Annotated in this window: 21 protein-coding genes; 11 read left to right on the forward strand and 10 right to left on the reverse strand. The window is 69.4% G+C overall.

What is annotated here, in order from left to right:
• Window positions 1-13 precede the first annotated feature (13 nt).
• Genes KCI33_RS05605 through KCI33_RS05615 form a run of 3 tightly spaced genes read left to right on the forward strand, consistent with a single transcriptional unit; the run spans window position 14 to window position 2,116 of the window.
• On the forward strand, window positions 14-1,225 hold the full coding sequence (locus KCI33_RS05605) for an FAD-dependent oxidoreductase (protein WP_212523779.1): 1,212 nt from the start codon (window positions 14-16) through the stop codon (window positions 1,223-1,225).
• Window positions 1,222-1,782, forward strand: a complete 561-nt coding sequence (gene rsmD / locus KCI33_RS05610) for a 16S rRNA (guanine(966)-N(2))-methyltransferase RsmD (protein WP_212523780.1) — start codon at window positions 1,222-1,224, stop codon at window positions 1,780-1,782. Before KCI33_RS05605 ends, rsmD begins: the two co-directional genes overlap by 4 nt.
• 4 nt (window positions 1,783-1,786) lie before the next feature.
• On the forward strand, window positions 1,787-2,116 hold the full coding sequence (locus tag KCI33_RS05615) for a hypothetical protein (RefSeq protein ID WP_212523781.1): 330 nt from the start codon (window positions 1,787-1,789) through the stop codon (window positions 2,114-2,116).
• Window positions 2,117-2,170: 54 nt separating this feature from the next.
• Here KCI33_RS05615 and KCI33_RS05620 read toward each other — a convergent pair whose 3' ends face one another.
• The 3 genes from KCI33_RS05620 to sfsA form a co-directional block, all read right to left on the reverse strand.
• Window positions 2,171-3,214: a TRAP transporter substrate-binding protein gene (locus KCI33_RS05620; RefSeq protein ID WP_212523782.1), complete on the reverse strand. Its 1,044-nt coding sequence runs from the start codon at window positions 3,212-3,214 to the stop codon at window positions 2,171-2,173.
• A 182-nt stretch (window positions 3,215-3,396) separates the two neighbouring features.
• Window positions 3,397-4,209 carry a type I methionyl aminopeptidase gene (gene map / locus KCI33_RS05625; protein ID WP_349252182.1) on the reverse strand — a complete coding sequence of 271 codons (813 nt, stop codon included), beginning with the start codon at window positions 4,207-4,209 and terminating at the stop codon, window positions 3,397-3,399.
• 65 nt (window positions 4,210-4,274) lie between these two features.
• Complete coding sequence (sfsA, locus tag KCI33_RS05630) at window positions 4,275-4,976, reverse strand: DNA/RNA nuclease SfsA (protein WP_212523784.1); 702 nt, start codon at window positions 4,974-4,976, stop codon at window positions 4,275-4,277.
• Window positions 4,977-5,021: 45 nt separating this feature from the next.
• Between sfsA and KCI33_RS05635 the strand changes: the two genes are divergently transcribed.
• The 4 genes from KCI33_RS05635 to KCI33_RS05650 are packed head-to-tail and all read left to right on the forward strand — an operon-like array spanning window position 5,022 to window position 7,997.
• A complete protein-coding gene (locus tag KCI33_RS05635; protein ID WP_212523785.1) occupies window positions 5,022-5,753 on the forward strand; it encodes a molybdopterin-binding protein in 732 nt (243 codons plus the stop codon).
• A complete protein-coding gene (locus KCI33_RS05640) occupies window positions 5,750-6,484 on the forward strand; it encodes a GNAT family N-acetyltransferase (protein WP_212523786.1) in 735 nt (244 codons plus the stop codon). The genes KCI33_RS05635 and KCI33_RS05640 overlap by 4 nt, the downstream gene beginning before the upstream one ends.
• Window positions 6,481-7,056, forward strand: a complete 576-nt coding sequence (locus tag KCI33_RS05645; RefSeq protein WP_249138924.1) for a peroxidase-related enzyme — start codon at window positions 6,481-6,483, stop codon at window positions 7,054-7,056. Before KCI33_RS05640 ends, KCI33_RS05645 begins: the two co-directional genes overlap by 4 nt.
• Window positions 7,053-7,997, forward strand: coding sequence for an OmpA family protein (locus KCI33_RS05650; protein WP_212523787.1), 945 nt, complete (start codon window positions 7,053-7,055; stop codon window positions 7,995-7,997). The genes KCI33_RS05645 and KCI33_RS05650 overlap by 4 nt, the downstream gene beginning before the upstream one ends.
• A gap of 30 nt (window positions 7,998-8,027) precedes the next feature.
• Here KCI33_RS05650 and KCI33_RS05655 read toward each other — a convergent pair whose 3' ends face one another.
• The 6 genes from KCI33_RS05655 to ilvD form a co-directional block, all read right to left on the reverse strand.
• Window positions 8,028-8,933, reverse strand: coding sequence for a LysR family transcriptional regulator (locus tag KCI33_RS05655; protein WP_212523788.1), 906 nt, complete (start codon window positions 8,931-8,933; stop codon window positions 8,028-8,030).
• A 133-nt stretch (window positions 8,934-9,066) separates the two neighbouring features.
• Window positions 9,067-11,091 carry an NADPH-dependent 2,4-dienoyl-CoA reductase gene (locus KCI33_RS05660; RefSeq protein ID WP_212523789.1) on the reverse strand — a complete coding sequence of 675 codons (2,025 nt, stop codon included), beginning with the start codon at window positions 11,089-11,091 and terminating at the stop codon, window positions 9,067-9,069.
• 147 nt (window positions 11,092-11,238) lie between these two features.
• Window positions 11,239-11,616: a hypothetical protein gene (locus KCI33_RS05665; RefSeq protein WP_212523790.1), complete on the reverse strand. Its 378-nt coding sequence runs from the start codon at window positions 11,614-11,616 to the stop codon at window positions 11,239-11,241.
• A gap of 11 nt (window positions 11,617-11,627) precedes the next feature.
• Window positions 11,628-12,401, reverse strand: coding sequence for a DUF6478 family protein (locus tag KCI33_RS05670; protein WP_212523791.1), 774 nt, complete (start codon window positions 12,399-12,401; stop codon window positions 11,628-11,630).
• Window positions 12,402-12,488: 87 nt separating this feature from the next.
• Window positions 12,489-13,211, reverse strand: a complete 723-nt coding sequence (locus KCI33_RS05675; protein WP_212523792.1) for a hypothetical protein — start codon at window positions 13,209-13,211, stop codon at window positions 12,489-12,491.
• Complete coding sequence (gene ilvD, locus KCI33_RS05680; RefSeq protein WP_212523793.1) at window positions 13,192-14,925, reverse strand: dihydroxy-acid dehydratase; 1,734 nt, start codon at window positions 14,923-14,925, stop codon at window positions 13,192-13,194. Before ilvD ends, KCI33_RS05675 begins: the two co-directional genes overlap by 20 nt.
• A gap of 114 nt (window positions 14,926-15,039) precedes the next feature.
• Here ilvD and KCI33_RS05685 point away from each other — a divergent pair, with 114 nt between their 5' ends.
• The 4 genes from KCI33_RS05685 (at window position 15,040) to KCI33_RS05700 (ending at window position 19,149) form a co-directional block, all read left to right on the forward strand.
• Complete coding sequence (locus tag KCI33_RS05685; protein WP_212523794.1) at window positions 15,040-15,924, forward strand: CPBP family intramembrane glutamic endopeptidase; 885 nt, start codon at window positions 15,040-15,042, stop codon at window positions 15,922-15,924.
• Between the two features lie 67 nt (window positions 15,925-15,991).
• Window positions 15,992-16,873, forward strand: coding sequence for a CPBP family intramembrane glutamic endopeptidase (locus KCI33_RS05690; RefSeq protein ID WP_212523795.1), 882 nt, complete (start codon window positions 15,992-15,994; stop codon window positions 16,871-16,873).
• A gap of 72 nt (window positions 16,874-16,945) precedes the next feature.
• Window positions 16,946-17,878 carry an acetyl-CoA carboxylase, carboxyltransferase subunit beta gene (gene accD / locus KCI33_RS05695; RefSeq protein ID WP_212523796.1) on the forward strand — a complete coding sequence of 311 codons (933 nt, stop codon included), beginning with the start codon at window positions 16,946-16,948 and terminating at the stop codon, window positions 17,876-17,878.
• Window positions 17,875-19,149 (forward strand): folylpolyglutamate synthase/dihydrofolate synthase family protein, encoded by a 1,275-nt coding sequence (locus KCI33_RS05700; RefSeq protein WP_212523797.1) that lies wholly within the window; start codon window positions 17,875-17,877, stop codon window positions 19,147-19,149. Before accD ends, KCI33_RS05700 begins: the two co-directional genes overlap by 4 nt.
• 78 nt (window positions 19,150-19,227) lie before the next feature.
• Here KCI33_RS05700 and zapE read toward each other — a convergent pair whose 3' ends face one another.
• Entirely contained in the window at window positions 19,228-20,301 is a 1,074-nt protein-coding gene (gene zapE, locus KCI33_RS05705) for a cell division protein ZapE (RefSeq protein ID WP_212523798.1), read from the reverse strand.
• Between the last annotated feature and the right edge of the window lie 48 nt (window positions 20,302-20,349).

The following is a 20,349-nucleotide window of genomic DNA, read 5'->3' on the forward strand; positions in this document are numbered from 1 at the left end:
GGAAAACAGCGAAATGAGCCGCATCGTCGTCATCGGGGCCGGGCAGGCCGGCAGCGCCCTCGTCGCGAAGCTGCGCGCGCTGGATTTCTCCGGCCCGATTACCCTGATCGGCGAGGAGCCCGCCCCGCCCTACCAGCGCCCGCCGCTGTCGAAAAAATACCTGCTGGGCGAGATGGAGAAGGAGCGCCTCTACCTGCGGCCAGAAAGCTATTACGCCGAGAACGGGATCGACCTGCGCCTGTCGCACACCGCCGTCGCCATCGACCGCAAGGACAAGCTGGTGATCGCGGACGGCGAGGCCATTGCCTACGACCAGCTGGCGCTGACCACCGGATCGGTGCCGCGCCGCCTGCCGGGCCGCATCGGGGGGGCGCTGGAGGGCGTGCATGTCGTCCGCACGCTGGCCGATGTCGATGCCATGGCGCCCGGCTGCCGGCGCGGCGCGCGGGTGCTGATCGTGGGCGGCGGCTATATCGGGCTGGAGGCCGCGGCGGTCTGCGCGAAACTGGGGATGCAGGTCACGCTGGTCGAGATGGCCGAGCGCGTCCTCGGCCGCGTCGCAGCCCCCGAGACCTCGGCCTATTTCCGCGCCCTGCACCGCGCGCACGGCGTGGATCTGCGCGAGGGCGTGGGGCTGGAGCGCCTGACCGGCGAGACAAGCGTCACCGGCGCGCAGCTCAGCGACGGCAGCACGCTGGCGCTCGACATGGTCATCGTGGGCGTGGGCATCACGCCGGCCACCGAACTGGCCGAGGCGGCGGGGCTGGCCATCGACAACGGCATCGCGGTGGACGGGCGGGGGCGGACCTCGGACCCCGACATCTGGGCCGCGGGCGATTGCGCCTCTTTCCCCTACAAGGGCGGCCGCATCCGGCTCGAAAGCGTGCAGAACGCCATCGACCAGGCTGAATGCGTGGCCGGGAACATGCTGGGCGCGGACGCAGATTACATGCCCTACCCCTGGTTCTGGTCCGACCAATATGACGTGAAGCTGCAAATCGCCGGCCTCAACGCCGGCTATGACCGCGTCGTGGTGCGCCCCGGCGACAAAGAGGGCGCGGTCAGCCACTGGTATTACGCGCGCGGCACCCTGCTGGCGGTGGACGCCATGAACGACCCGCGCGCCTACATGGTGGGCAAGCGCCTGCTTGAGGCGGGCAGGTCGCCCGACGCGCAGGCCATCGCCGACCCGGCCACCGACCTCATGGCACTGGCCCGGCCATGAGGATCATCGCGGGCAGGCACAAGGGGCTGACGCTGGCCTCGGTCGGCAAGGGCGACGCGGGCGCGCATCTGCGCCCCACCACCGACCGGGTGCGCGAGAGCCTGTTCAACCTGCTGCTGAACGGCCCCTATGGCGACCCGGTGACGGACGCCCGCGTGCTGGACCTATTCGCCGGCACCGGCGCGCTGGGGCTGGAGGCGCTGTCGCGTGGCGCGGCGCATGTGACCTTCGTCGATGACGGGATGAAGGCGCGTGCGCTGATCCGCGAGAACATCTCCAAGTGCCGCGCCGAAGGCGCGACCAAGCTTTACCGCCGCGACGCGACGCGGCTGGGCGAGAACCGCGGCGCGCCGTTCACCCTCGTCTTCCTCGACCCGCCCTATGGCAAGGGACTGGGGGAAAAGGCGCTGGCGGCGGCGCTGGCGGGCGGCTGGATCGCCCCCGGCGCGCTGGTGGTCTGGGAGGAGAACAGCCCCGTCACCCCGCCCGGGGGCTTCTGCGAACTCGACAGCCGGCGCTATGGTGATACGGTGATCACGATCCTGGAGGCCGCGTGAACCCATGTCCGAACCCGACCATCATTGCCCCGGCTGCGGCAGGCTGACGCCCTATTTCGCCCGCTACCCGTGGTATTTCTGCCAGGCCTGCCTGGCCACCGTCACCGATGGCGAGGGGCGCGCGCTGGAATTCACGCAGGAGGGGCCCGGCGGCGGCTTCGCCTTCCGCCGCAAGGGCGAGGAGGACTGGCGGGACGCCGGCGCGGTGGCCTGCATGATCAAGGGCCGCCCGGTGATCGTGGGCGAGGCCCGCTTCGGCGGCATCCTGGCCGAGCCGCTGCACAGCGGCCCCTTCGAATACCGCCCGCACAACCTCGTCGATCTGCGCTGCTGAACGAAACAGGCCGCCCCCGCAGGGACGGCCCGTCTGTCGCATCGCCGGGAATGGCTACTTGCCCGCGGTCCGCGTGACCTGCACCGCCGCGCGCGCGTCGGAGACCAGCGCGGCGGCGTCCAGCCCGCGCGCGCTCATCTCAGCGATCCATTCCTGCGTGACCTCCTCGCCCAGCGCCCTGATGCGGTCGGTCTCGGCCGCGCTGATCTCGGCGATCTCGTTGCCCGCCGCCGCCATCGCGTCGCGCCCCTCGACATCGCCGATGTCATAGGCGCGCCCCGCCCAGGTCGAGGCGACATAGCCGGAATTGGCGTCGATCACCGCCTTCAGATCGTCGGGGAGGCTGTCGTATTTCGCCCTGTTCATCGCCCAGATGAAATAGAGGTTGTAGAGCGAGCGGTCGCCGGCCACGTCGGTGTGGCTGTCGGTCAGCTCGTCGAGCTTCAGCGACGGCGCCATGTCCCAGGTGATGACGCCGCCGTCGACCACGCCCTTCGCCAGCGCCTCGGGGAAGGCCGGCACCGCCATGCCGACCGGGGTCGCGCCCAGCTTCTTCAGCAGCAGCGTCGCCGGGCGCGAGGGACCGCGCAGCTTCAGCCCCTCGAAATCCTCGACCTTTGCGATCGCCGGGCCCTTCTTGTGCACCAGCCCGCGGCCGTGCATGTGGGCGGCGATCAGGTAGACGTCCTGGAAATCGTCCATCAGGTGTTTCTGGGTGTAGACCCAGGCCGCCTTGCTGGCCTCTTCGGCCGATTTGGTGACCATGAAGGGCAGCTCCAGCGCCTCGGCCTCGGGGAAGCGACCGGGCTGGTAGCCGGGGATCACCCAGCCGCCGTCAATCGCGCCGTCGCGGATCAGGTCATACTGGCTGGGCGCCTTGCCGCCGAGCTGCATGAAGGGGTAGATCTCGATCTTGATGCGGCCGCCGGAGTCCTTTTCGACCTTCCGCGCCCAGGGCTCGATGAAATGTTTCGGGTTCGCCGAAAGCGGCGAAACGAAATGCTGAAAGCGCAGCGTCACCTCCTGGGCGAGGGCCGCCCCAGCCGCGGCGGTCAGGGCCAAGGCAGCGATGGCTGCGGTTTTCGCAAAGCGGTTCATCCGGCGAACCTCCTCTTTGGGCGTGAACAGGGCGCCGCGGGATCAGCCCGCACGGCAAGGGCGGAATAGGCCATTGCCGCGTTTTCTGCAAAACATTCGCGCCGGCAGACGCGGATTTCCTGCGGCGCGCGGCGAGGGGGCCCCGGTTTCGACCGGGAAAGGCGGCGGGCGGAGGTTCCCGCTCAGCCCCAGGTGGGGTGGAACCGGCCCGCCGGCGACAGGGTGAAGATGTCGCAACCGTCCGCCGTCACCCCGATCGAATGCTCGAATTGGGCGCTCAGCGACTTGTCGCGGGTTACCGCGGTCCAGTCGTCGGCCAGCACCTTGGTCTCGGGGCGGCCGAGGTTCACCATCGGCTCGATGGTGAAGAACATGCCCTCCTCCAGCACCGGGCCGGTGCCGGGGCGGCCGTAGTGCAGCACGTTGGGCGGGGCGTGAAACACGCGCCCCAGCCCGTGGCCGCAGAAATCGCGCACCACGCTCATGCGGTGGGCCTCGACATAGGATTGGATGGCATAGCCGATATCGCCGAAGGTGTTGCCGGGCCGGACCGCCTCGATCCCCTTGAACAGCGCGTCATGGGTGACCTGGATCAGCCGCTCGGCCTTGCGGCTGAGTTTCCCCGCCACATACATGCGCGAGGTGTCGCCATACCAGCCATCGACGATCACGGTGACGTCGATGTTCAGAATGTCGCCGTCCTTGAGCCGCTTGTCGCCGGGGATGCCGTGGCAGACCACATGGTTGACCGAGATGCAGGAGGCATGCTGGTAGCCGCGATAGCCGATCGTGGCCGAGGTGGCGCCGGCCTCCTCCACCATTCGGGTGATCTCGGCGTCGAGCTCGGCGGTGCTGCGGCCCGGCTCCACCATGGGGGCGATCTCGTCCAGGATATGCGCGGCCAGCCGCCCGGCCTTGTGCATGCCGGCGAAATCCGCCTGTTCGTAAATCCGGATGCCGTCCTTCGTCAGGCGGCCGCGTGCGCCATCATCCACTGGTGGTTTCTCCATTGCTTTCCGGCTCGTAGATAGTCCCGATCTGCCGGAAATGCCAGAGGTGGCTAGATGACGGGCAGCTCTGCGCCCAGCGCAACGCCCTCGGGGCCGATCGTCGTGCCATGCGCCAGCACCTCCACCCCGGCGGCGCGGGCGGCGTCGAAGGCGCGCGCATAGGCCGGGTCGATGTCCCCGGCGACGCCGACCCGCGCGGCATCCGTGCGCTGCACCAGGAACAGCATCACCGCGCGGTGGCCCTGCGCGGCCATCTCCGACAGCGCCGCCAGATGCTTGGCCCCGCGCGCGGTCACGCTGTCGGGGAATTCGGCCAGCCCCGGCTGCCGGCTCAGCGTCACGCTTTTGACCTCGACGTACGCCGTGGGCGCGCCCTCTTCGCTGAGCAGGAAGTCGATCCGGCTGTTGACCCCGTATCTTACCTCCGGCCGCACCGTGCCGTAGCCGGCCAGCGCGGGCACCTGCCGCGCCTCCAGCGCCGCCTTCAGCGCGCGGTTCGGCACAGAGGTATCGACCCCGGTGAAATGGCCGTTCTCGTGATCGACCAGCCGCCAGCCGTATTTCAACTTCTTCCTGGGGTCGTCGTTGGGCTCCAGCCAGGTCTTGACCCCCGGCTCGGCCAGCCCCAGCATCGAGCCGGGATTGGCGCAATGCGCCGTCACCTCGCGCCCGTCCTCCAGCCGCATGTCGGCGAGAAAACGTTTGTAGCGGCGCAGCAGCCGCGCAGGCACGAGAGGGGTTTGAAAGCGCATGTCCCGGGCCTATACCGGCTCAAGGGGAGTGACAAGGAGAGGACCATGGCCAATCCAACCGCCGCCATGCTGGTGATCGGCGACGAGATCCTGTCGGGGCGCACGCATGACACCAATTCCAATTTCCTCGCCCGCGAGCTGACAAAGCACGGCATCGGGCTGAGGGAAATCCGCGTGGTCTCGGATCACCAGCCCGCCATCGTCGCCGGGCTGAACGCCCTGCGCGAGGCCTATGACAACGTCTTCACCTCGGGCGGCATCGGCCCCACCCATGACGACATCACCGCCGACGCGATCGCCGCGGCCTTCGGCGTGCATATCGACATCCGCCAGGACGCCTACGACATCCTGGCCGAGCATTACGCCGCCTCGGGCGCCGTATTCAACGAGGCGCGCCAACGCATGGCGCGCATCCCCGACGGCGCCACGCTGATCGACAACCCGATCACCGCCGCGCCGGGCTTCACCATCGGCAATGTCCACGTCATGGCGGGCGTGCCCAACGTGTTCCAGGCGATGGTGGCCTCGGTCATCCCGACGCTTACGGGGGGCGACCCGGTGCTCAGCCAGACCCTGCGCATCAACCGCGGCGAGGGCGAGATCGCGGGCCCCCTGGGCGAGCTGGCCAAGGACTACCCCGAGCTCTCCATCGGGTCCTACCCCTTCGCGCATGAGGGCAGCTACGGCGCGAATATCGTCATCCGGGGCATCGACGCCGGCCAGATTGACCGCGCCATGGCGCGGCTGGCAGCGCTCTTCCCCGAGGTCGGCGGATGACGTCTGAGACCCTCTACGCGGCGATCGAGGCGACCTGGCCGCCGGCCGCGCAGCACCGCGCCGGCCCCTGGACGCTCCGCGAGGGGCGCGGCGGCGGCAAGCGCGTCTCGGCCGCCACCGCCGAAGGCCCCGTCACCGTCGGCGACCTGCCCGCGCTGGAACGCGCCGCCGCCGATCTGGGCCAGGACCCGCTGGTGATGATCCGCGACGGTGAAACCGCGCTCGACGCCCTGCTGGAGGCGGCGGGTTACGATATCGTGGACCCGGTCCTGGCCTATGCCGCGCCGGCGGCCGTGATCGCCCGCGAGGCGCCGCCGCCGATCTCGACCTTCACGATCTGGCCGCCGCTGGCCATTATGGAGGAACTGTGGGAGGAGGGCGGCATCGGCCCGGCCCGCCGCGCGGTGATGGAGCGGGCCGTCGGCCCCAAGACCGCCGTTCTGGGCCGCTCCAACGACCGCGCCGCCGGCGTCGCCTTCGTCGCCATCCACGGGAAGATCGCGTTCTGTCATGCGGTCGAGGTGACGCAACGTCAGCGCCGGCAAAAAACCGCCTGCAACATGATGCGGCGGGCCGCGATCTGGGCACAAGATCAGGGGGCCGAGACCCTGGCCGTTCTGGTGACCGAAGCCAACGCACCGGCCCGCGCGCTCTATGCTTCCCTCGGAATGGCTGTTGTGGGACACTATCATTACAGAATGAAAAGGGCCCCGAGAGGTCAGAGCAGTTGACGAAAGACGCCGAAAGACCCACCGCGCTGGACCTGCCTATGGTCGATCCGCTTCCGGCGGAGACCCGGAAATATTTCGACATCTGCGAGGAAAAGCTGGGCATGGTGCCCAATGTGCTCAGGGCCTATGCCTTCGACATCGCCAAGCTGAACGCCTTTACCGCTATGTATAACGACCTGATGCTGGCCGCCAGCGGGCTGAGCAAACTGGAGCGCGAGATGATCGCCGTGGTCGTGTCCTCCCTCAACCGCTGCTGGTATTGTCAGGTCGCCCACGGCGCCGCCGTGCGCCAGCTGTCGGGCGATCCGAAACTGGGCGAGGCGATGGTGATGAACTACCGCGCCGCCGATCTGGACCCGCGGCAGAGGGCGATGCTGGATTTCGCCGCCAAGTTGACCACCGCCTCGGCCACCATCGAGGAGGCCGACCGCGAAGGCTTGCGGGCGGTGGGCTTCACCGACCGCGACATCTGGGACATCGCCTCGGTCGCCGGGTTCTTCAACATGACCAACCGCGTGGCCTCGGCCACCGGGATGGTTCCGAACGACGATTATCACGGCGCGTTCAGATGAAACTGCGCACGCTCATACTGGCGGCCACGGGCCTGGCCCCGCTGGCGGCCCCGGCGATGGAGTTGGACTTCCCCGGCCTCGCGACCCAGGCCGCGGAAGAGATCGCGCCGCTGTCCAGCTATACCCTTCCCGTCGCCCCCTGGCGCGACGGCAATCTCGAGACCCTGACCGCCGAGGGCGCCGTGGTGCAGCAGGCCTGGCAGATCCAGACCGACGGGCTGACCACGCTTCAGATCCTCAGGCCGCTGCGCGGGCAACTCGCCGAGGAGGGGTTCGAGCCGCTCTTCGAATGCGAGGACGACACCTGCGGCGGGTTCGATTTCCGTTATGCAGCGGACGTGCTGCCGGAGCCGGACATGCATGTGAACCTGGGCGATTTCCGCTATCTCGCCGCGCGCAAGACCGGCGCCGGGGCGCCGGAATATGTGTCCCTGCTGGTCAGCCGCTCCTCGACGCGCGGCTATGTGCAGGTCGTGCATGTGGGCCCGGCCGCCGAAATCGCTGCGCCCGGCCAGACCGCCTCGACCAAGACGCCGGATGCCGCGGCGGCGCCCGAGGGCACCCCGAAGCTGGCCGACCGTCTGGAGACGAAGGGCCGCGCCGTGCTGGGCGATCTGCGCTTCGCCACAGGCTCGGCCGAACTGGCCGCGACCGAGTTCGCCTCTCTTGAGGCGCTGGCCGCCTATCTGCGCGACAACCCCGCGCGCCGGGTCGTTCTGGTCGGCCACACCGATTCCGAGGGTGCGCTGGCGGGCAATATCGCGCTGTCGAAGCGCCGCGCCCAGGCGGTGGCCGATTACCTGGTCGGCAGCCTGGACGCGGATCGCTCCCAGATCGGCGCCGAGGGGGTGGGCTATCTCTCGCCGCTGGCCAGCAACCTGACCGTCGACGGGCGCGAAAAAAACAGAAGGGTCGAGGTGATCCTCACCTCGACCCAGTAAAGTGCACCTTCAGGGAGAAATCGGTTTCGCCTACCAGCTGTCGGGATCCTGTCCCGCGAAGCGGTCGGCCAGGAAATCGATGAACGCCCGGACCTTGGGCTGCGTGAACCGGCCCGGCGGATAGACGGCGTAGATGCCCAGCGTCTCCACCGGCAGATCCGGGATCGCCTCTTCGACCAGCCCCGTCTTCATCGCGTCGCGGTAGAGGAAGCTCGGCAGATAGGCGATGCCCAGCCCCGCGACCGCGGCGTTCAGCAGCGACTGGCCGTCGTTCACCGTCAGCCAGCCCGCGGTGCGGACCTGCCGTTTCTCGCCCGAGGGCGCGGTGATCTTCCACACGTTGCCGCTGGCCTGGTTGGAATAATGCAGCAGCTTGTGCTCGTTCAGGTCGTCGATCTTCTGCGGATGGCCGTATTTCTCGAAATAGGAGGGTGCGCCGATCATCCGCTTGGTGGTCTCGGTCAGCTTGCGCGCGCGCAGGGTGCTGTCCTCCAGCTCGCCCACGCGAATCGCCATATCGAACCCTTCCGAGATCAGTTCCACATAGCGGTTGTTCAGCACCATGTTCACCGTGATGTCGGGATATTGCTGAAGGAACTCGCCCAGCAGCGGCGACAGGTGGTTCACCCCGAAATCCGTGGCGACGCTGATCCTCAGCAGCCCCGAGGGCGCCGATTGCATGGCGGTGACCAGCGCATCCGCCTCTCCGGCATCGTTCAGCACGCGCCGGGCGCGGTCGTAATAGGCCAGCCCGATCTCCGTCGGGCTGACGCGGCGGGTCGTCCGGTTCAGAAGCCGCGCGCCGAGGCGCGCCTCGAGGGACGACACATGCTTTGACACGGCAGACTTGGAAATGCCCATTTTCTTGGCCGCATCAGTAAAGCCCCCCTGGTCCACCACCGTGGCGAACGCTTCCATTTCGGTCAATCGATCCATCTCGATACCTTCCCGCACTTGTCTCTTGCGGTCAGGTATCCGCCCGAAATCGGGCAGGAATGCGGAGGCACGCGGACAATATCGGGATAATTGCGCGAAGTGTTCGGGGCACGGAAACGCCCTTAACCCTGCGTCAAAGCTTCGCCGCCAGCCGCGTTCCCTGCTCGATCGCCCGCTTCGCGTCCAGTTCCGCGGCCTTTTCGGCCCCGCCGATCACATGCGCCGCGATGCCCTCGGCGGCCAGCCCGTCGGCCAGCCCCCGCTGCGGCAGCTGCCCGGCACAAAGCACGATCGTATCCGCCGCAATCAGCGCCGGATTCTCCCGCGCCTCGCCAAAACTGATCTCCAGCCCCTCGGGCGTGATTCGCTCGTAGTTCACGCCGCTCAGCATCTTCACGCCCTTCATCTTCAGCGCCGCGCGATGAATCCAGCCGGTGGTCTTGCCCAGCCGCTTGCCGGGCTTTTCCGCCTTGCGCTGCAACAGCGTCACCTCGCGCAACGCGGGCTCCGTGTGCGGGCCGCCGGACGCCAGCCCGCCGCGGTCCCGCTCCGGGTCGGACACGCCCCATTCTGCCTTCCACGCCGCCAGATCCTCGGCCGGACTCGCGCCGGTGACCAGATATTCCGCCACGTCGAATCCGATGCCGCCCGCGCCCACCACGGCCACGCGCCGCCCGGCCCGCGCGCCGCCCGCCAGCAGGTCGACATAACTGATCACGTTCGGCGCGTCCTGTCCCGGGATGCCCGGATCGCGCGGCACCACGCCCGTGGCAACGATCACCTCGTCGAAATCCTTCAGGTCCTTCACTCCGGCCTCGCAGCCCAGCCGCAGGTCTATTCCTGCACGCGCGACCATGGTGGCGAACCAGTCCACCAGCCCGCGGAACTCCTCCTTGCCCGGCACCTTCTTGGCCATGTTCAGCTGCCCGCCCAGCGCGCCCGCCTTGTCAAACAGCGTCACCCTGTGCCCCCGTTCCGCCGCGGTCAGCGCCGCCGACAGCCCCGCCGGCCCCGCGCCCACCACGGCCACGGTCTTGGCCACCCCGGCGGGCGCGATCACCAGCTCGGTCTCGTAGCAGGCGCGCGGGTTCACCAGGCAGGTGCTGATCTTGCCGCTGAAGGTGTGGTCCAGGCAGGCCTGGTTGCAGGCGATGCAGGGCGCGATCTCGTCTGCGCGCCCCTCGGCCGCCTTCCGCACAAAGTCCGGATCGGCGAGGAAAGGCCGCGCCATCGACACCATGTCGGCACAGCCCTCGGCCAGCACGCCCTCCGCCACCTCCGGGCTGTTGATCCGGTTGGAGGCGATCACCGGGACCCCCACCTCGCCCATCAGCTTCCGCGTCACCCAGGCGAAGGCCCGCCGCGGCACCGAGGTGGCGATCGTCGGCACCCGCGCCTCGTGCCAGCCGATCCCGGTATTGAGGATCGTGGCGCCCGCCTTCTCGATTTCCCTCGCCAGCCGCACCACCTCCTCCCAGGTGGAGCCATCGGGCACCAGGTCAATCATGCTGAGGCGATAGATCAGGATGAAATCGTCGCCAACCGCAGCGCGCACCCGCCGCACCACCTCGATCGGCAGGCGCATGCGGTTCTCATAGGAGCCGCCCCAGCGGTCGGTGCGCCGGTTGGTATGGGTCACCAGGAACTGGTTCAGGAAATAGCCTTCCGAGCCCATCACCTCGACCCCGTCATAGCCCGCCGCGCGCGCCCGCACGGCGGCCGTGACGATATCGCCGATCTGCTTCTCGATCCCCGCCTCGTCCAGCGCGTTCGGCACGAAGGGCGAGATCGGCGATTTCACCGCCGAGGGCGCCACGCAATCGGGCCCATAGGCATAGCGGCCCGCATGCAGGATCTGCATCGCGATCCTGCCGCCCGCGTCATGCACCCGGTCGGTCACACCGCGGTGATTGGCGATATCCTGATCCGAAAACAGCCCTGCCGCGCCGGGAAACACGCCACCCTCGCGGTTCGGCGCCATGCCGCCGGTCACCATCAGCCCGACGCCGCCGCGCGCCCGCGCGGCATAGAACTCGGCCACCCGGTTCCAGTCGCCCCTCTCCTCCAGCCCGGTATGCATGGAGCCCATCAGCACCCGGTTCCTCAGCGTGGTGAAGCCCAGGTCCAGCGGGGCCAGCAGGTGCGGATATTCGGTCATGGCGTCCTCCCTGGCGGCGACGATGCCGCCCGCCCGCGCCGCTGTCACGCCGAACGCCGCGTCATTCGCGTCCGCCCCGCCCCCTTCTTCTTGGCAAAAATACTCAATTCCCGCCCGCGTCACGCGCGCGACCGTCGGGCAGGGGCGCTACATCGTCTCCAGGCAATGCCGGCGGAAGGCCTTCTTCAGCAGGTCGAGCTCGGCGCGCAGCAGATCGACCTCGGCGCGGATGTCCTCTTCCAGAGGCTCGCCGGTGACGATGGTGAAACTGCCCAGCCGCGCGCCGCGCGCCGCGTCGCGGAACACGAAGGTCTGCACCCCGTCGCTCAGCAGTTCCGCCGGGATCGGCACCGCGACCCGGAACCGGCCCGGCGCGGACGGGTCGGCGCTCAGCCGCACGCCCTCGACCGGCGCGTCCTGATGCAACACCTCCAGCCGCGGTGCGGGCCCCTCGGGCGCGCCCGTCAGGACCCCTTCCCACACCCCGGCCCGAATCCTGGCCTTCGTCAGCACCATGTCGCCCATCCGCCTCTCCGTCACAGTTCCGCACGCGGCCGGCGGCTCAACGCCACGTCGCGCAGGATGACCTGGTTCATTTCCGGCCCCTCGAAGATCAGGTCCAGCCACATCTTCTCGACCCGCTTCTCGTTGAGTTTGGTATAGGCGAGGTCGAAATCGACGATCACCTCCTCCGCCTCCAGCGGCAGCTCGCGCACCACCTGCTCCACGTTGGGGCCGTGGCGGATGTTCAGCCGGGCGAAGATCTCCAGCGGCTTCTCCATCTCCACGATGGTGTGCAGCCGCACCAGGTGGCGCCGCTGCAAGCCGCGCACCGCCTCCTCCGGCAGGTCGATGGCCAGCGACAGGAAGGAGCCGTCGAAGCGGAACACGTCCATCCGCAGCCCGAAGGGGGCGAGATCCGCCTCGCGGGTGTTGCGGATCTGGCGCAGAGTGATCTCCGAGACGCGGCAGTCGTGGAACACCGTCACCTCGTCGCCGATCCCGGTCTTGCTCTCCACCGCCGCCGCGCCGGGCCGCTCCAGCGGGCCGCGCCAGGGTTGCGGGCGATAGGCCCAGTCCGAGCCCAGCGGCTTCTGGATCGCGTTCGGGCCGATCAGCGGCAGCGTCAGCCGCCCGTCGGCGACATGGATCACCCGGTCGATCTGCCGGCGCAGGCGGCGCGCGTGGCCGCGCAGCCGGCGCAGCGCGGCGAGGTCGATCTCGGACGCCGCCTCGGCGGCACGACGCCAGCGCCGCACGCCCCGGCGCTGCGCCAAGCGGTCGATGAGCGAATCCAACGCCTTTGCCATTCTGCCTGCCCCAGTGGCCCCGACCGGGCCTGCCTCAACACCTGGTCTCAGGATTAGAACAAATGTCTCGGGATTTCACCCTCGGATTCACGCAGTCCCCGGCCGCGGCTGGGGACGCAGCTGGCGCGCCACCGGCGGCGCGGCGGCGGATGCCGCAGCGAGGGCGGCCGCGCTCTCGGCGCGGATGCGCGCCACGAACAGGCCCAGCGTCGCCTGGCCCGCGTCGTCGCTGATCGGCCGGTTGGCGAAGGCCGCGACCGAGGCGGTCACCATCCGCCCGTTCACCTCGAAGATGGCGCGCCAGTATTCCGGCCCCAGCCCCGGGCCGGTCCCCGCGCTGCTGTCGCGGGCATGGATGAAGAACGCGCCGTCGCGGGCGAACATCTCGATGATCTCGACGCTCTCGGCGCGGCCGTCGCGGGCCAGCGCCGCGCGCCCCTCGGCCGAGGCGAAGAAGCCCTTCATCCGCGCCGCCTGCCCGGCCAGCCCGCGCCCCGCCGGCACATCGCCGGTGACCGAGGCGGTCAACAGCGCCGGCACGCGCGGGCGCGGCGCGTAGGGCTTGCGCGTCACCGCCGCGCAGCCCGCCAGCAGAACGAAGGCCGTGGCATCGGAATCGCGCGAGGCGGGCCGGTCGATGCAATAGCCCTCCGGCCCCGCCACCACGACCGTGCCGCCCGCCACGCTCAGCCGCTGCGGCGCGTTGTGCGGGTAGCTGAAGCCACCCGGTCCCGCGCCCTGCATGCAGCCTGCCAGCAGGGCCAGGGCGCAGGCCCCGGCCCGGACCGGCCTAGAGATCCATGTAGACATGCTTCTCTTTGCTTCCGCCCGGATGCGTCACCGCCCCCTTGACGGTCGAGCCCACGAGCTGCGCGTATTTCCACAGCGCGCCGGAGGCGTAGATCGTCTCCTTGGGGCCGGTCCAGGCGGCCTTGCGCGCGGCCATTTCCTCGTCGCTCAGCGCGACCGAGATCTCGCCCTTGATCGCGTCGATGGTGATCATGTCGCCATCCTTGAGCAGCGCGATCGGACCGCCATGCGCGGCCTCGGGGCCGACATGGCCCACGCAGAACCCGCGCGTCGCGCCCGAGAAGCGGCCGTCGGTGATCAGCGCCACCTTCTTGCCCATGCCCTGGCCGGACAGGGCGGCGGTGGTGGCCAGCATCTCGCGCATGCCGGGGCCGCCGGCGGGGCCCTCGTTGCGGATGACGATCACCTCGCCTTCCTTGTAGTCGCGCTTCTGCACGGCGGCGAAGGCGTCCTCCTCGCATTCGAAGACGCGCGCCGGGCCGGTGAACACCTGGGATTCCTTGTCCATGCCGGCGACCTTGACGATCGCGCCCTCGGGGGCGAGGTTGCCCTTCAGGCCCACCACGCCGCCGGTGGCGGTAATCGGGGTCTCGGCCGGGTAGATCACGCGGCCGTCGGCCTCGCGCTCCACAAGGTCGATCTCCTCGCCGATGGTGCGGCCGGTGACGGTCAGGCAATCCTCGTGGATCAGGCCGGCCTTGCGCAGCTCTTTCATCACTACCGGCACGCCGCCAGCCTCGTAAAGGTCCTTGGCGACATATTGGCCGCCGGGCTTGAGATCGACGAAATAGGGCGTGTCGCGGAAGATGTCGCAGACGTCGAACAGGTCGAAGTCGATCCCCGCCTCATGCGCCATCGCCGGCAGGTGCAGGCCGGCATTGGTCGAGCCGCCAGTGCAGGCCACCACGCGGGCGGCGTTTTCCAGCGCCTTGCGGGTAACGATGTCGCGGGCGCGGATGTTCTTCTCGATCAGGTTCATCACCGCCACGCCCGAGGCCTCGGCATACTGGTCGCGGCTCTCGTAAGGCGCGGGCGCACCCGAGGAGTTCGGCAGCGCGAGACCGATCGCCTCGGACACGCAGGCCATGGTGTTGGCGGTGAACTGGCCGCCGCAGGCGCCGGCCGAGGGGCAGGCGGCATGTTCCAGGCGATAGAGTTGCTCTTCGCTCAGATTGCCGGCCTGGTTCTGGCCCACGGCCTCGAACACGTCCTGAACGGTCAGGTCGCGGCCGTCCAGCCGGCCCGGCAGGATCGACCCGCCATAGATGAAGACCGACGGCACGTTCAGCCGGATCATCGCCATCATCATGCCCGGCAGCGACTTGTCGCAGCCGGCAAGGCCGACCAGCGCGTCATAGCAATGGCCGCGCATGGTCAGCTCCACCGTGTCGGCGATCGCCTCGCGCGAGGCGAGCGAGCTGCGCATCCCCTCGTGGCCCATGGCGATACCGTCGGTCACGGTGATGGTGGTGAACTCGCGCGGGGTGCCGCGGGCGACCTTGACGCCCAGCTTCACGGCCTGGGCCTGGCGGTTCAGCGCGATGTTGCACGGCGCCGCCTCGTTCCAGCAGGTGGCCACGCCGACGAAGGGCTGCGCAACCTCCTCGTCGCTGAGTCCCATGGCGTAGTAATAGGAGCGGTGCGGCGCGCGGGCCGGCCCCTCGGTCACATGGCGGCTGGGAAGTCGGGACTTGTCGTACGGGCGCTGGGTCATGGGGTCTCCTCCGGGTCTTGGCTTCCCTTGGGAATAGACGCGGGCGGCCTGCTGCACAAGCGCGATTGATGCCCGCGCCGGGGCGGTCTAGGCTTGCGGCGAAGGACGCCGCCGATGCGATACGCCCCCCATGACGGACTGGTGGCCCCCGCCCGCGCCAGCCGCGCGCTGTGGCGGGTGGTGCTGGGATATGCCCTGATCTCGGCGGCCCACCTCGGCCTGATCTACGCCAGCCTCGCGCTGGCCGTGCTGGTCATGGGCGAGGCGGCGGCGGTCTCGGCCTTCGACGGCATCTTCCGCAGCACCGTGACCACGCGCGAGTCGCTGCTGCTGCTCTATTCCTTCGCCTTTTCGATCGTCGGCACGGTGGCGGTGACGCATCAGCTGCACCGCCGTGCGGCGCTCGGGTTGATCGGGCCGCTGCCGCGCGCGCTGCGCGATTTCGCACTGACGGTGCGGGCGCTGGCGCTGCTCTACGCGGCGCTGTGGGTCGCGCTGCCCGGCGGCGACGCGCTGCTTCCCAATCTGGAGCCGCGGCGCTGGCTGGGGCTGCTGCCGCTGGCGCTGCCCGCGATCCTGGTGCAGACCTCGGCCGAGGAGATGCTCTTTCGCGGCTACCTGCAACAGCAGCTCGCCGCGCGCTTCGCCGCGCCTCTGGTCTGGATGGGCCTGCCGGCGCTGGTCTTCGCCTGGGGGCATTACGCGCCCGGCGAGGCCGGCGCGAACGCCCTCGGCATGGCGCTCTGGGCTGCCGCCTTCAGCCTGTGCGCGGCCGACCTGACCGCGCGCACCGGCAGCCTGGGCGCGGCCATCGGACTGCATTTCGCCAACAACGCGCTGGCGATCCTGATCGTGTCGCTGCCCGGCCCGGTCTCGGGGCTGTCGCTCTATCTCTACCCGCATGACATCGCGGCGGCGGCGCTGCGCCCGCAACTGGCGGTGGAACTGGCCATGCTGGGGGTGAGCTGGCTGGCCGCGCGGGTCGCCCTGAGGGTCTGATTGCCGCCGGCATGGACGCGCGCCCGCCCAGGCGCTAGCCTCCCCCCGACCAGCCACAGGAGCCCCCATGCGCGCCCCGGAATTCGCCGCCTATATCGGCCCCGCGAAACTCTACCCCCAGCTCTGGCGGCTCGGCCTCGGGCTGCTGCTGATCCTGTTCTGCCTGCTGGGCACCTTCGCGATCATGCTGGTGGCGATCTACCCGGTGATCGGACCGCTCAACTATTTCGGCTGGGTGCGCGGGCTGAGCCAACCCGACACGCCGGGCAAGGTGCTGTTTCTGCTGGGCACGTTCTTCGGCATGGCGCTGGGGCCGGTGCTGGCCGCGGGGGCCTGCCATTTCCGCGGCCCCGGCACGCTGTTCGGCCCGGCGGGCGAGACCCTGCGCGGCTTTTTCCTGACGGTGGCGGTGCTCGCGCCGCTCTATGCGCTGGCGCTCGCCGCAGGCTGGCTGATCGCGCCGCCGATGCCCAACCTGCCGCTCGGCCAATGGTTCGGCTGGCTGCCGCTGGCGCTGCCGCTGGTGCTGCTGCAGACCACCGCCGAGGAACTGGTCTTCCGCGGCTACCTGCAACAACAGCTCGCCGCGCGTTTCGCCGCGCGCTGGGTCTGGATGGGCCTGCCGGCGCTGATCTTCGCCGCGCTGCACTACAACCCGCAGGCGGGGATGAACCTGTGGCTGATCCTCGCCGCCACGCTGGGCTTCGCTCTGATCGCCGCCGACCTGACCGAGCGCACCGGATCGCTCGGCGCGGCGATGGGGCTGCATTTCGCCAACAACGTCTTCGCCATGCTGGTGCTGTCGGTGCAGGGCACGATCACCGGGCTCGCGCTCTACCTCACGCCCTACGGCGTGGGCGACGCCAGCCTGCTGCCGCTGGGGTTGGCGCTCGACCTCGGGATGCTGTTCGTGATCTGGCGGCTGCTGCGGGCGGTTCTCACCCGCTAGCGTGCATTCGATTGCATTTGCGGCCTCCGGCCCTTATCTCGGGCCGCAACAGGCTGCGATGGGCATATTCCGATGAACTGGATCACCAACTACGTCAAACCGAAGATCGACTCGCTGTTTTCGCGCCGCGACGTGCCCGAGAACCTGTGGCGCAAATGCGATGACTGCGGCACGATGCTGTTCCACCGCGAGCTGTCCGACAACCTGATGGTCTGCACCCAATGCGGCCACCACATGGCGATCACCCCGCGCGAGCGGTTCGCGGCGCTGTTCGACGGCGGCGTGTTCACCGAGGTCAAGGTGCCCGAGCCGGTGGCCGACCCGCTGCATTTCCGCGACCAGAAGAAATACCCCGACCGCATGAAGGCGGCACAGAAATCGACCGGCGAGAAAGAGGCGATGCTGGTCGCCGAGGGCGAGATCGGCCGCACCCCCATCGTGGCGGCGGCACAGGATTTCTCGTTCATGGGCGGCTCGATGGGCATGTATGTCGGCAACGCCATCATCGCCGCGGCCGAACGCGCGGTGAAGCTCGGCCGCCCGCTGATCCTGTTCTCCGCCGCCGGCGGCGCGCGCATGCAGGAGGGCATCCTGTCGCTGATGCAGATGCCCCGCACCACCGTCGCCGTGGAGATGCTGAAAGAGGCCGGCCTTCCCTATATCGTGGTGCTCACCCACCCCACGACCGGCGGCGTGACCGCCTCCTACGCCATGCTGGGCGACGTGCATATCGCCGAGCCCAACGCCCTGATCTGCTTCGCCGGTCCCCGCGTGATCGAACAGACCATCCGCGAAAAACTGCCCGAGGGCTTCCAGCGCGCGGAATATCTGCTCGACCACGGCATGCTCGACCGGGTGACGCCGCGCACCGAGATGCGGGAGGAGTTGATCACCATCACCCGCATGCTGCTGGGCCTGCCGCCCGCGGTGAAGGGCGACCTGCCCGCGCCCCAACCCGAGCCCGCCGGCAAGAAGAAACCGGCCAAGGAGAAACCCGCGGAATGACCGCGCCCGCCTCGGACGTCATCCTGCAACGGATGATGGCGCTGCACCCCAAGGTGATCGACCTGACGCTCGACCGCGTCTGGTGCCTTCTGGCCGCCCTCGGCCACCCCGAGCGCGCCCTGCCCCCGGTCATCCACATCGCCGGCACCAACGGCAAGGGCTCGACCCAGGCGATGATCCGCGCGGGGCTCGAGGCCGCCGGCAAGACCGTCCACGCCTACACCTCGCCGCATCTCGCGCGCTTCCACGAACGCATCCGTCTGGCGGGTGAACTGATCTCCGAGGACGCGCTGAGCGCGGTCCTCGACGACTGCTACGCCGCCAATGACGGACATCCGATCACCTATTTCGAGATCACCACCGTCGCGGCGCTGCTGGCCTTTTCGCGCACGCCCGCCGATTACACCCTGCTCGAGGTCGGCCTCGGCGGCCGGCTCGACGCCACCAACGTGATCGACACGCCGGCGCTGACGATCATCACGCCGGTCTCCATCGACCACCAGCAATTCCTCGGCGAGACGCTGGAGGAAATCGCGGGCGAGAAGGCGGGGATCCTCAAGCGCGGCGTGCCCTGCGTGGTCGGCCCGCAAGAGGAGGCGGGCCTGGCGGTGATCGAGGCCCACGCCGCCCGCCTCGGCGCGCCCCTGCTTGTCCACGGCCAGCACTGGCATGTCTGGGAAGAACGCGGACGGCTGATCTTCCAGGACGAAACCGGCCTTCTGGACCTGCCGCTGCCCAACCTCATCGGCGCCCACCAGGTGCAGAACGCCGGCGCGGCGCTCGCCGCCCTGCGCGCGCTCGGTTACGGCGAGACCGCCTGCGAGGCCGCCGTCACCCGGGCGCAATGGCCCGCCCGCCTGCAACGCCTGCGCCACGGCCCGCTGGTCGAGGCCGCCGGGACGGCCGAACTCTGGCTCGACGGCGGCCACAACCCGGCGGCGGGCGCAGCGCTGGCCGAGGCGCTCACCCGCCTCTCCCCGCGCCCGCTGCACCTGATCTGCGGCATGCTCAACACCAAGGACATCGCGGGCTACCTGCGCCCTCTGGCCGCCGCCGCGCAGACGCTAACCGCCGTCTCCATCCCCGGCGAGGCCAACACGCTGCCCGCCGAAACCACGGCAGAGGCGGCTCAGGCCGCGGGCCTGCCCGCCACCACCGCGGACACCGTGCATGAGGCGGTCGAAAAGATCACCGCCGCCGCCCCCAATGCCCGCATCCTGATTTGCGGCTCGCTCTACCTCGCCGGAAACGTGCTGCGCGAGAACGGCTGACCGCCGCGCACCTTGGGGCTCCGCCCCAAACCCCGGAGTATTTGGACCAAGAAGAAGGCAGCGAGGCGCCCGCAGGTCTCACCGGCCCCAGTCCTTGTCCTGCATCTCGCGCAGGCGGCTCGCGGTGCGCTCGAACTCGAAGGCGCCCGTGCCCTCGACATAGAGCATCTCCGGCTGCGCCGCGGCCGAGCAGATCAGCCGGACCTTCGCCTCGTAGAGCGCGTCGATCAGCGTGACGAAGCGCCTGGCCTCGTTGAAATTGCTGCGCCCGAGGCGCGGGATGTCCTCCAGGATCAGGACCCGCACCGCTTCGGCCAGCGCCAGGTAGTCCGCCGGGCCCAGGGGCTGGGCGCAGAGATCCCAGAACGTGGCCCGCGCGACGCCCGCGCGAAAGCGCGGCAACCGCAGCTCGCGCCCCTTCACCTTCAGCACCAGCGCCTCGCCCGCACCGCCGGTGAAGTCGCGCCAGATCTCGTCCATCGCCGCGGCCGCCGCCGCATCGGCCGGGCAGAAATAGACCTCCGCTCCCGACAGCCGGTTCTGGCGATAGTCGTTGGGCGAGGCGAGGTGATGCACCTCAAGCCGCGCCTTGATGAGCGCGATGAAGGGCAGGAAGCGCTCGCGCTGCAGCCCGTCCTTGTAAAGGTCGTCCGGCACCCGGTTGGAGGTGGTCACCACCGTCACACCGTTCCCGAACATCATCTCGAACAGCCGCCCCACCAGCATCGCGTCGGTGATGTCGGTGATCTGCATCTCGTCGAAGCACAGCAGGCTGATCTCCTTCGACAGCGCCTCGGCCACCGGGCGCAGCGGATCCGGCTCGCCCTTTTGCCGCGCGGCGTGCAGCGCCTCGTGCACCTCCTGCAGGAAGGCGTGGAAATGCACCCGGCGCTTTCCCGGAATCGCGACGTGGTCGAAGAACAGGTCCATCAGCATCGACTTGCCGCGCCCGACCCCGCCCCACAGGTAGAGGCCGCGCGCCGGCGCGCGCTTGCGGCGGAAGAGGGCGAAGCCGCGCTGGCCGGCCCCGGCCTCCTCCAGCGCACGGCGCACGCGCTCCAACGGTTCCAGCACGGCCATCTGGCCGGGATCGGCATGCAGCGCGCCCGAGGCGACCCTGCGGGCGTAGATTTCGCGCAACGTCTCGTACATCGGCCCCCCTTACGCCGCGCCAGAGGATAGGAAAGGGAAGGCGCGGCA

Source organism: Actibacterium sp. MT2.3-13A (assembly GCF_018139985.1).
Lineage (GTDB): Bacteria > Pseudomonadota > Alphaproteobacteria > Rhodobacterales > Rhodobacteraceae > JAGSOU01.

Bases quoted from the DNA above. Each gene is read 5' to 3' on its own strand.
- KCI33_RS05605 (WP_212523779.1), top strand. From the start codon at position 14: ATGAGCCGCATCGTCGTCATCGGGGCCGGGCAGGCCGGCAGCGCCCTC.
- rsmD (WP_212523780.1), top strand. From the start codon at position 1,222: ATGAGGATCATCGCGGGCAGGCACAAGGGGCTGACGCTGGCCTCGGTC.
- KCI33_RS05615 (WP_212523781.1), top strand. From the start codon at position 1,787: ATGTCCGAACCCGACCATCATTGCCCCGGCTGCGGCAGGCTGACGCCC.
- KCI33_RS05620 (WP_212523782.1), bottom strand. From the start codon at position 3,214: ATGAACCGCTTTGCGAAAACCGCAGCCATCGCTGCCTTGGCCCTGACC.
- sfsA (WP_212523784.1), bottom strand. From the start codon at position 4,976: ATGCGCTTTCAAACCCCTCTCGTGCCTGCGCGGCTGCTGCGCCGCTAC.
- KCI33_RS05635 (WP_212523785.1), top strand. From the start codon at position 5,022: ATGGCCAATCCAACCGCCGCCATGCTGGTGATCGGCGACGAGATCCTG.
- KCI33_RS05640 (WP_212523786.1), top strand. From the start codon at position 5,750: ATGACGTCTGAGACCCTCTACGCGGCGATCGAGGCGACCTGGCCGCCG.
- KCI33_RS05650 (WP_212523787.1), top strand. From the start codon at position 7,053: ATGAAACTGCGCACGCTCATACTGGCGGCCACGGGCCTGGCCCCGCTG.
- KCI33_RS05655 (WP_212523788.1), bottom strand. From the start codon at position 8,933: ATGGATCGATTGACCGAAATGGAAGCGTTCGCCACGGTGGTGGACCAG.
- KCI33_RS05660 (WP_212523789.1), bottom strand. From the start codon at position 11,091: ATGACCGAATATCCGCACCTGCTGGCCCCGCTGGACCTGGGCTTCACC.
- KCI33_RS05665 (WP_212523790.1), bottom strand. From the start codon at position 11,616: ATGGGCGACATGGTGCTGACGAAGGCCAGGATTCGGGCCGGGGTGTGG.
- KCI33_RS05670 (WP_212523791.1), bottom strand. From the start codon at position 12,401: ATGGCAAAGGCGTTGGATTCGCTCATCGACCGCTTGGCGCAGCGCCGG.
- KCI33_RS05675 (WP_212523792.1), bottom strand. From the start codon at position 13,211: ATGTCTACATGGATCTCTAGGCCGGTCCGGGCCGGGGCCTGCGCCCTG.
- ilvD (WP_212523793.1), bottom strand. From the start codon at position 14,925: ATGACCCAGCGCCCGTACGACAAGTCCCGACTTCCCAGCCGCCATGTG.
- KCI33_RS05685 (WP_212523794.1), top strand. From the start codon at position 15,040: ATGCGATACGCCCCCCATGACGGACTGGTGGCCCCCGCCCGCGCCAGC.
- KCI33_RS05690 (WP_212523795.1), top strand. From the start codon at position 15,992: ATGCGCGCCCCGGAATTCGCCGCCTATATCGGCCCCGCGAAACTCTAC.
- accD (WP_212523796.1), top strand. From the start codon at position 16,946: ATGAACTGGATCACCAACTACGTCAAACCGAAGATCGACTCGCTGTTT.
- KCI33_RS05700 (WP_212523797.1), top strand. From the start codon at position 17,875: ATGACCGCGCCCGCCTCGGACGTCATCCTGCAACGGATGATGGCGCTG.
- zapE (WP_212523798.1), bottom strand. From the start codon at position 20,301: ATGTACGAGACGTTGCGCGAAATCTACGCCCGCAGGGTCGCCTCGGGC.